The sequence below is a fragment of the Micromonospora sp. AMSO12t genome (assembly GCF_008806585.1).
In the GTDB taxonomy this organism is placed as follows: Bacteria; Actinomycetota; Actinomycetes; order Mycobacteriales; family Micromonosporaceae; genus Micromonospora; species Micromonospora reichwaldensis.
Window position 1 is genome coordinate 20,963 of record NZ_WAAS01000064.1, and the last position, 8,608, is coordinate 29,570.

The 8,608-nt window shown below is 73.6% G+C and carries 6 protein-coding genes and 1 pseudogene; 4 read left to right on the forward strand and 3 right to left on the reverse strand.

All coding sequences use genetic code 11. From position 1 onward, the window contains the following. Nucleotides 1-15 precede the first annotated feature (15 nt). Nucleotides 16-354 (reverse strand): hypothetical protein, encoded by a 339-nt coding sequence (locus F6X68_RS34215; protein WP_225852173.1) that lies wholly within the window; start codon nt 352-354, stop codon nt 16-18. Between the two features lie 460 nt (nt 355-814). Between F6X68_RS34215 and F6X68_RS12740 the strand changes: the two genes are divergently transcribed. The 4 genes from F6X68_RS12740 to F6X68_RS12755 all read left to right on the forward strand — a co-directional run bounded on the left by F6X68_RS12740 (nt 815) and on the right by F6X68_RS12755 (nt 5,829). Next, nucleotides 815-4,357, forward strand: a complete 3,543-nt coding sequence (locus F6X68_RS12740; protein WP_151454475.1) for a sensor histidine kinase — start codon at nt 815-817, stop codon at nt 4,355-4,357. Next, nucleotides 4,354-4,758 (forward strand): roadblock/LC7 domain-containing protein, encoded by a 405-nt coding sequence (locus F6X68_RS12745; RefSeq protein WP_007455462.1) that lies wholly within the window; start codon nt 4,354-4,356, stop codon nt 4,756-4,758. The genes F6X68_RS12740 and F6X68_RS12745 overlap by 4 nt, the downstream gene beginning before the upstream one ends. A 98-nt stretch (nt 4,759-4,856) precedes the next feature. Then, the gene (locus tag F6X68_RS12750) at nt 4,857-5,234 is read left to right on the forward strand and encodes a DUF742 domain-containing protein (RefSeq protein ID WP_151454479.1); all 378 of its coding nucleotides are present in this window, start codon (nt 4,857-4,859) and stop codon (nt 5,232-5,234) included. Between the two features lies 1 nt (nt 5,235). Beyond that, entirely contained in the window at nt 5,236-5,829 is a 594-nt protein-coding gene (locus tag F6X68_RS12755) for an ATP/GTP-binding protein (protein WP_132231432.1), read from the forward strand. Between the two features lie 75 nt (nt 5,830-5,904). Here the strand turns inward: F6X68_RS12755 and F6X68_RS12760 are convergent, their stop codons facing one another. Together F6X68_RS12760 and F6X68_RS12765 are read right to left on the reverse strand one after the other, a co-directional pair. Beyond that, the gene (locus tag F6X68_RS12760; protein ID WP_151454476.1) at nt 5,905-7,128 is read right to left on the reverse strand and encodes an ABC transporter substrate-binding protein; all 1,224 of its coding nucleotides are present in this window, start codon (nt 7,126-7,128) and stop codon (nt 5,905-5,907) included. A 129-nt stretch (nt 7,129-7,257) separates the two neighbouring features. Then, nucleotides 7,258-8,608: pseudogene (locus F6X68_RS12765) on the reverse strand (hypothetical protein); the annotation flags it as partial.

Below are 8,608 nucleotides of genomic sequence, written 5' to 3' on the forward strand. Positions count from 1 at the left end.
GTTCCGGCGGCCCGGTCAGGTGCGGTGCGGGTGGCCGGCGAGCAGGCCGGCCACCGCGCGCAGCACCTCGCCCGCCCGGGCCGCCTCGGCGCCCAGGCCGGTCTGCCGCCGCAGCACCGCCGGCTCGGCGCGCAGCAGCGCCAGGCCGCGGCGCACCAGCACTGCGGGCGCCTTGCGCTGCTCGGCGAGGTCGCGCGCCAGCCGGCGGACGAAGGTCGCCCCCCGGGGGCGCCGCAGGGCGTACGCCCCGGCCAGGACCCCTCTCCGGCGGCACTCCTCGACGATCTCGGCCGCGAAGATCCCTTCGGCCACGAAAAGTGGCGAACCGGCGACCTCGAATGGCCGGGTGGACACCCGACGGTCCGCACCGATCGCATAAACCGGCACATCGGCCTTGCCCTCCCTGGCCAGTCGGGCAATCGTCTCCACGGCCGCCGCAGCGTCCCAGGAGCGCGGGGACTCCCAATCCACCAGGCCGTTTCGTCGCGGCAACGTAGGGTCGTCACCGTCCTTGTAGAAGTCGTCCAGGCAGAGCACCGGAAGGCCGGTTTGCTGCGCTATGTACGACTTTCCGGACCCGGAAGGACCGGCGAGCAGGACAACGCGATGAGGCTGCTTCATTACTTTCAGTGACTCCGGCCAGACGGATTGCTATCAAATTGCATCAACATCTCATCACACCGCTGGCTGCGGCCAACCTGGGCTTTCTCTTTCGCAGGTAGCGTGATGGAATCTCGGATGGTCCGGCCCGTAGGGTCGGCCGCTGGTCCTTGTCCAGGGGCAACGCGGATCCAGAAATCGCGAGGGCGGTGACGTGAGCAAACGGCCAAAGCCGGCGGGCTCCTTCCTGTCGCGTCTGCGCCGGCCGGCCGGTCGGTTCCGCGACATGCCGATCTGGTCCAAGCTCGGTCTCATCATGATCGTGCCGACCATCGCCACGGTGGTCGTGGGCACCAGTGGTCTGGTCGACCACCTGGAGACCCTCAACAACGCCAACCGGGCCGGCGACCTGGCCAACCTCGTCGGCTACTCGGGCGACCTGGTCGACACCCTCCAGGACGAGCGGACCAACGCGCTGCGCCTGCTGGGCGTCCCGCGCGGCCAGGACAACGCTCGCTACAAGCAGGCGTACGAGCGGGCCAACGCCGAGGTCGACGAAGCCAAGAAGTCGTACTCCCAGCAGCGGGCCGAGGTCGAGGACCTTCCGGCCAACCTCGACGGTCTGCTGGGCGAGATCGACCAGACGCTGACCGACCTGCCCGGCACCCGCAGCCAGGTCTTCAACGGCAAGCTCGGGCTCGTCCCGGCCATGCAGGCCTACGACGGCCTGATCGACGACCTGATCAGCATCCGCGACTCGGCCACCCAGCTCGCCGGCGACAACGAGCTCAGCGACAAGATGCGCGCGTCGACCGCCACCGCCCGGAACAAGGAGTTCCTCTCCCGCCGCCGCGACGTGGTGCACCGGGCGTTCATCCAGCAGCGGCTCACCCCGAACCTGCGCAACGAGTACATCGCCACCAGCACCGGCTCCAGCCAGTGGCTGCAGAGCTTCCAGGTGGTGGCCAGCCAGCCCGAGCAGGAGTACTACGCCCAGGTGGTCGCCGGCCCCGACCTGCGCGAGGCGAACACCTACAACAGCTGGCTCAACGGCATCACCACCGCCGACAGCCTGACCGGCGCCCCGTTCGACGCCGACCAGTGGGACGCGGCGATGGTGGCCAACGCCAAGCTGATCCGCACGGTCGAGACGAAGATCGACCGTGAGGTCGTCGCGGGCGCCGAGAACCTCCGCTCGGACGTGCAGCGCCAGGTGTTCCTGGAGACCGGCCTGCTGCTCAGCATGCTGCTCCTGGCGATCCTCTTCGCCTACCTGGTCGCCCGCTCGATGGCCCGCTCCCTGCGCGACCTGCGCCAGGGCGCCCTCTCCATCGCCCAGTACGGCCTGCCCCAGGCCGTGGCCCGGCTGCGCGACCCCAAGGTGACCGGTCAGCTCTCCCCGGTGCAGCTCGCCAACCAGATCGCCGAGCCACTGCCGGTGCGCAGCAAGGACGAGTTCGGCCAGGTGACCGAGGCGTTCAACGCGGTCCACCTGGAGGCCGTCCGCACCGCCGCCGAACAGGCCGCGCTGCGCGCGTCCGTCGCGACGATGTTCGTCAACCTGGCCCGCCGCTCGCAGATCCTGGTCGACCGCCTGATCGGTCACCTCGACCGGCTGGAGCGCGGCGAGGAGGACCCGGACCGGCTGGCCGAGCTGTTCCAGCTCGACCACCTGGCCACCCGGATGCGCCGTAACGACGAGAACCTCCTGGTGCTCGCCGGCGCCGACTCCACCCGCGTGCAGCGGCAGCCGGCCGCGCTGATCGACGTGCTCCGGGCGGCCCAGTCCGAGGTCGAGCACTACACCCGGATCGAGTTCGGGGTGATCGACCGGGACATCGAGGTCGCGGCGCACGCCGTCAACGACCTGGTCCACCTGGTCGCCGAGCTGTTCGACAACGCCACCGCCTTCTCGCCGCCGGACTCGCACGTCATGGTGGAGGCCCGGCGCGTCGGCGACCGCGCGTCGCTCTACGTGGAGGACCGGGGCATCGGGATCAGCCCCGACCAGCTCCACGACCTCAACGAGCGGCTCGCCACGCCGCCGCAGGTCGACGTGGCCGTCTCGCGGATGATGGGCCTGGTCGTGGTCGCCCGGCTGGCGTCCCGGCACGGCGTCAAGGTCGAGCTGCGTCCGGGCACCGACCGGGGGACCGTCGCCGAGGTGGTCATGCCGACCTCGGTGCTCGTGCCCCGGGCGCTCTCCGGCCGCCCGCAGTCGTCGCCCGCGCTGCCGGCGCCCGGCCCGCAGTCGCACGGCCCGGCTCCCGCCTTCGGCGCGCTGCCGGCGCTCGGCAACGGCCCGGCCAACCCGATGCCCACGCAGCGCCCCGGCGAGTCCGGCAACCAGGTCACCCTGGGCGGCCGGCCGTTCGACCCGGCGCCGCGCAACGGGGCCGGCACACCGGCCGGCTCGACGCGGTCCATGCCGGCCTGGTCGGACCTGACCGGCGCCAGCGGCTTCAACGGCGGCGAGGCCTACCGGCCGCGCACGTCGAACGGCGAGCCGATCGACCCGCTGCCGCAGCGCCGGTTGACCGACGACCAGGACGCCACGGGCCAGCAGCAGGCCGTTCCCCGGCAGCTGCCCAGCAGCCCCGAGGCCCGGCCGTACTCCGTCCCGCCGGTCTCCGCGCCGCCCGTGCCCTACGCGGGCCCGCCGGTGTCGACCCCGCCGGTTCCCTACTCCGCGCCGCCGGTGTCCAGCCCGCCGGTCTCCGGCATGCCGGTCTCGGCGTCACCCGTCTCCGGCCACCCGTACTCGGGCCCGCCGGTCTCGGCCGCGCCGTACTCCGGCCCGCCGTACTCGCCGCCGTCGACCGGCCCGCTGCCGCAGCGCCCGGCCCCCGGCATGCCGGGTCCGAGCACGCCGGCGCCGCCGGCCTGGCCGCCGGTCGCCGGTGGGGACCGGGACGTGGCGACCCCGCCGGTGCCCGAGCGGCTGGCCGCCGCGCTGGACATGACGACCGAACTGCCGCGGGTGCCGCGCTCCGGCGCGCCGACCCCGGCGGCCCAGGCTCCCGCGCCGGCGGAGCGGTCGGCACCGGCCGTCCCGCAGGCGCGACCGACCACGCCGCCAGCCCAGACCCCGCAGCGGTACGCGGACGAGACGATGGAGCTGCCGATCTTCCGGGAGCTCGAGTCGGCCTGGTTCCGTACCCGCCGCCCGGGGCCGGAGGAGGCGGCACCGGCCGCCGAGAAGACGCCGACCAACGGTGCACCGACCCAGCAGTTCGCCCGGGTCGACGCCGGCGGTCGGGCCGTGCAGCCGACACCACCCGGGACGACAGGTAACGCACCGATGGCAGACACTCCGGCGGCCGGAGGAGCGCCGCGCGAGAACGGACCGACGACCAACGGGGGTGCCCGCCCCGGCGTCGCCGACAGCTTCGGTCACCGCCGGTCCTCGCAACAGACCGGGGGTTGGCAGACCGCGGCCGACGACGGGTGGCGCGCCGCCTCGGCGGCGACCGAGGTGCCCGTCGCGGCGACCACCTCGACCGGTCTCCCCAAGCGCACCCCGATGGCGCAGCTGGTGCCCGGCGCGGTGGAGAAGCCCACCACCTCGGTGCAGCGGCGTACGCCGGAGGCTGTCCGAGGCCTGCTTTCGGCCTACCATCGGGGCGTGCAGCGGGGGCGTACGAACCCGTCGGACAGCAACCCGACCAGCCCGGAGGCGACTCCGGGAGGGCAGCAATCCTCGCAGTCTGGCTCAGGCCCAATGGCCGGGAGCGGGCAGAAGGAGCAAGAACGATGACAACTACGCAGGATCTCGGTTGGCTGCTGGCCAACTTCGCCGACCGGGTACCCGGTGTCGCGCACGCGGTCGCCGTCTCCGCGGACGGACTGCTCCTCGCGTCGTCACGGGACCTCCCGCGGGACCGGGCCGATCAGCTGGCCGCGATCGCGTCCGGTCTGGTCAGCCTCACCCAGGGCGCGGCCCGCTGCTTCGAGGGAGGCGCGGTGCTGCAGACAGTGGTGGAGATGGACAATGGCTTCCTGTTCCTGATGTCCATCTCGGACGGATCGTCGTTCGCGGTGCTCGCCGCCCGCAGCAGCGACGTGGGACAGGTGGGCTACGAGATGGCCCTGCTGGTCGACCGGGTGGGCGACGCGTTGACCCCGCAGCCACGCGCGGCTGCGGGAATGCTGGGCTGACGACACGTTGACCCGTGAGGTCGGCGGGGTGACAACGACAACGACGACGACGGCTCCATCCGGAGCCGGTGCCGGGTGCGAGGGAGGTGAGCGGCGACATGGTCGATCGTGACGAGCCGACCGGAGCGTTGGTCCGTCCATACGCCGTTACCCGTGGTCGTACCCGCCCCCGCCTCGACATCGCGCTGGAGGCGCTCGTCGAGACGACGGTGCGCGGCCGCGCCGCTGCCAATGGCAACGGCGCTCAGGGCCGCGAGCACCAGTACATCGCTGCGCTGTGTGATGGACGTGTGCAGTCGCTCGCCGAGATCGCGGCGCGGCTGCAGCTCCCGCTCGGTGTGGCACGGGTGCTCATCGCCGACATGGCGACGGACGGCCTGGTCGCGGTCCACGAGCCGACCATTCTGGACGACTCGGACGACGCGGTGGGCACTGAACTGCTGGAGAGGGTGCTGAGTGGACTTCGCAGGCTCTGACATGTCGCACCGCCCGCCGACCCCGAGTGGGCGCGTGACGTCGGCGAAGATCGTTATCGCCGGTGGATTCGGCGTCGGCAAGACGACGCTGGTCGGCTCGGTCTCGGAGATCACGCCGCTGACGACCGAGGCCATCATGACCTCCGCCGGCGTGGGCGTCGACGACACCCGGCAGGTGCCGGGCAAGACGACGACCACGGTGGCGATGGACTTCGGCCGCATCTCGATCGACCGTGACCTGATCCTGTACCTGTTCGGTACGCCGGGGCAGACCCGGTTCTGGTTCATGTGGGACGAGTTGGTCCGCGGCGCGATCGGCGCGGTCGTGCTGGTGGACACCCGCCGGCTGGCCGACTGCTTCGCGGCGATCGACTTCTTCGAGCACCGGCGGCTGCCGTACCTGGTGGCCATCAACTGCTTCGACGGGATGCAGTACCACGACCCGCAGGACGTCCGGGACGCGCTCGCGATCCCCGGCGACGTGCCGGTGGTGGCCTGCGACGCCCGTAACCGGGAGTCGACGAAGCACGTGCTGATCTCGCTGGTCGAGTACGTGCTGACCATGCGGCGCTCGCGCGCCGTGGCGCCGGCCTGATCGCTGCGACGCGCCCGGTGACGGCCTCGGCCGCCACCGGGCGCTCGTCGCTGCCCGCACCAGGGTGGCGCGGGGTCAGGACACCCGCGTCCAGGCACCCGCGCTGACGGTGTAGACGCCCAGTGAGCCCTGGTCCATGCCGCCGTGCCGGATGGGGGTGAAGGAGTACATCCCCGCCATCCCCTCGGTGACCTGGTTCTGCAGGAACGCCCGGATCCGTCCACGGTCGACGCTGGTGGACAGCCGCGCCGCGTCGGCGACCAACTGCACCGCGTCGGACGCGTACGGGGCGAAGCCGCTGAACCCGCCGTGCAGCTGGACGTAGCGGTAGACGAACTCCTTGCGGTCCAGCGCCGACATGGTGGTGTTGGCGAGCATCGCCCCGCCCAGCGAGGTCGGGTGGACGGCGTACGCGCCCTCCAGGAGGGCCGCGTTCCCGCCCTCCAGGGTCTGCTCGGCGACCCCGCCCGCGTCGAGGAACACCGGCCCGTCGTAGCCGGTCCGGCGCAGCGCCCCGACTGCGGCGGCCGAGTCCGGTGCGGTCGCCCACACCACCACCCCGTCGGGGCGCGAGCCCGTCGCCGCGCGGGCCGCCCGGCGGAGGTCCGTGCCGGTGCGGGGCAGCCGGGTGGCGGTGCTCAGCGCCACCCCCGCCGTCCGCAGGGCGCCTGTCATGGCCCGTACGCCGGAGTCGCCGTGCAGGCCGTCCGCGGCCAGCAGCGCCACCCGGGAGAGCCGCTGCGAGGCGATGAGCCGGGCGAGCCGTCGGGCCATGTCGCCGGCGTCCGGGGTCATCTTGAAGACGTACGTCCGCTGCGCCAGCGGCAGCACGATCCCGTCGCCGAAGGCGAGTGAGAGGAACGGCACCCGCTCCTTCTGCGCCACCCCGGCCAGGGCCATCGAGGTCTCGGCCATGGTGCCGCCGACCAGGGCGTGTACGCCGCCCTCGCGGGCCAGTGCGGTGGCCTGCCGGGCCGCCAGCGCGGGGTTGCCGGCGTTGTCCCGCACCTCCAGCCGTACGGCGCGGCGGAGGTTGCCGATCGGCACGCCCTTGGCGTTGAGCGATTCGAGGGTGATCTCCAGCGCCCGCTGCTGGAGGACGCCGAGCGCGGCGCCGGGACCGGTCAGCTCCAGGCTGACCCCGACCAGCAGCTCCTGACCGCCCGGTGCGACGGCCGTGGCGCGACCGCCCTCGCCCGTCTCGCCGCGCCCGCAGGCGCCGAGCAGGAGCGTGCCGGCCGTCGCGGCCAGCAGGCCCCGACGGGTGAACACGGAGGGGCCGTTCGCCGATGTCGCCATGAGTCGCCTTCCCACCCGGCGACCCCTGCCGCCGGCTGTTCCGCCGGTATGCTCCCGGCCGCCGCGACATGGCGTCAAATTATCCGGGTGTGGGCAGGAACACGCAGGTGGGAGGCGGTTTCCCGGCGGTCAGGAACGGTAGCCGGCGGAGCGGTACTCGTATTCCCGGTCGTCGTCGCGGTCGCCCGTGTCGCGGGTGAAGTCCCAGCCGCCAGCGGCCTCCCGGCCGGGTCGGCCGCCGACCGCGAACCCGCCGATCTCCTGTCCACGGCGCCAGCCGCGGAAGTAGCCGGTGGTGTTCTCGGCGAGGCTCGCCGCGTCGCGGACGATCCGCAGGGGTCGCTCGTCCCGCAGCGGTGAGCCGGGGACGAGGTTGGCCTGGGGGACCCGCTTCGGCAGCCCTGCCGAGGTCTCGGCACCGACCGCCGGGCGGGCGGCCTGCTCGGCCGCCTGCCAGCCGGTGTCGGCCGTGGTCGACCATTCCATGTCGGACTCGTCGTCGTGCCCCACGAACCAGGCGGACTTGGCCTGGGCGAAGATCAGCAGGTCGCCGTCGCCCTCGTCGGACACGGGCGGCGGGCGGCGCTCCATCGGGGGCGCCGGGCGGTAGTCGGCCGCCGGTCGCTCGTCGCGGAGTGCGGGCCGCTCGTCGCGGAGTGCCGGCCGGTACTCGGCCGCCGGCCGCTCGTCGCGGGGTGCCGGTCGCTCGTCGCGGAGGGCAGGCCGCTCGTCGCGGAGGGCAGGCCGCTCGTCCCGGAGTGCCGGTCGGTAGTCGGCGGCCGGTCGCTCGTCACGGGGTTCCGGCCGGTACTCGGTCGGCGGTCGCTCCTCGCGGGGGGCGGGCCGGCCATTACGGGCGGCCTCCTCGCGGTCGACCAGCCGCAGCGGGGGCGTCTCGGGCTGGGCGTCGGCGGCCGGGCCCGTTCCGCCGCGCAGCGCGCGGTCCGCCAGCGGCGGCGGCTCGACCAGCCGCAGCACCGGAGGCTCCTGGGGCAGGTCGTCGGCCAGCCAGGGCGGGGTGACCCGGCGCTCCGCCCCCGGATCGGTCGGGGCGTCGACGCCGCGCCCGTCGCGGTCGCCGTAGGAGCCGACGACCGGGTTCTTGGCGGAACTGTCGGCCGGGTCCTCCGGGTTGTTGACCAGCGGCCAGTTCGCCCGGGACCCGGGGGGAGCGGACTCCGCCCGGTCGGCCGTGGGTTCCTGGCCGGGGCGTGGCGTGGGCACGGGAACGCTCAGGTCGGTGGCGCTGAAGCCACCCGTGGGCGTGGCCGGCTCGCCGTTGGTCTTCGGGCGGGGCGGGATCACGGTGCGCTGGCGCTCCGCGCGGGCGCTCTGGATCGCCGCCGTGGTCAGGGTGGGGCGGAACGGCTCTCCCGCCTCGGCCGGCGGCACCGTGCCCCGCTGCGCCGGAGCGATGGGGGTGATGCCCGGCGGCGGAGGTGGCGGCGCGGACACCGGGCGGTTGGTCGGGCCGTCGATT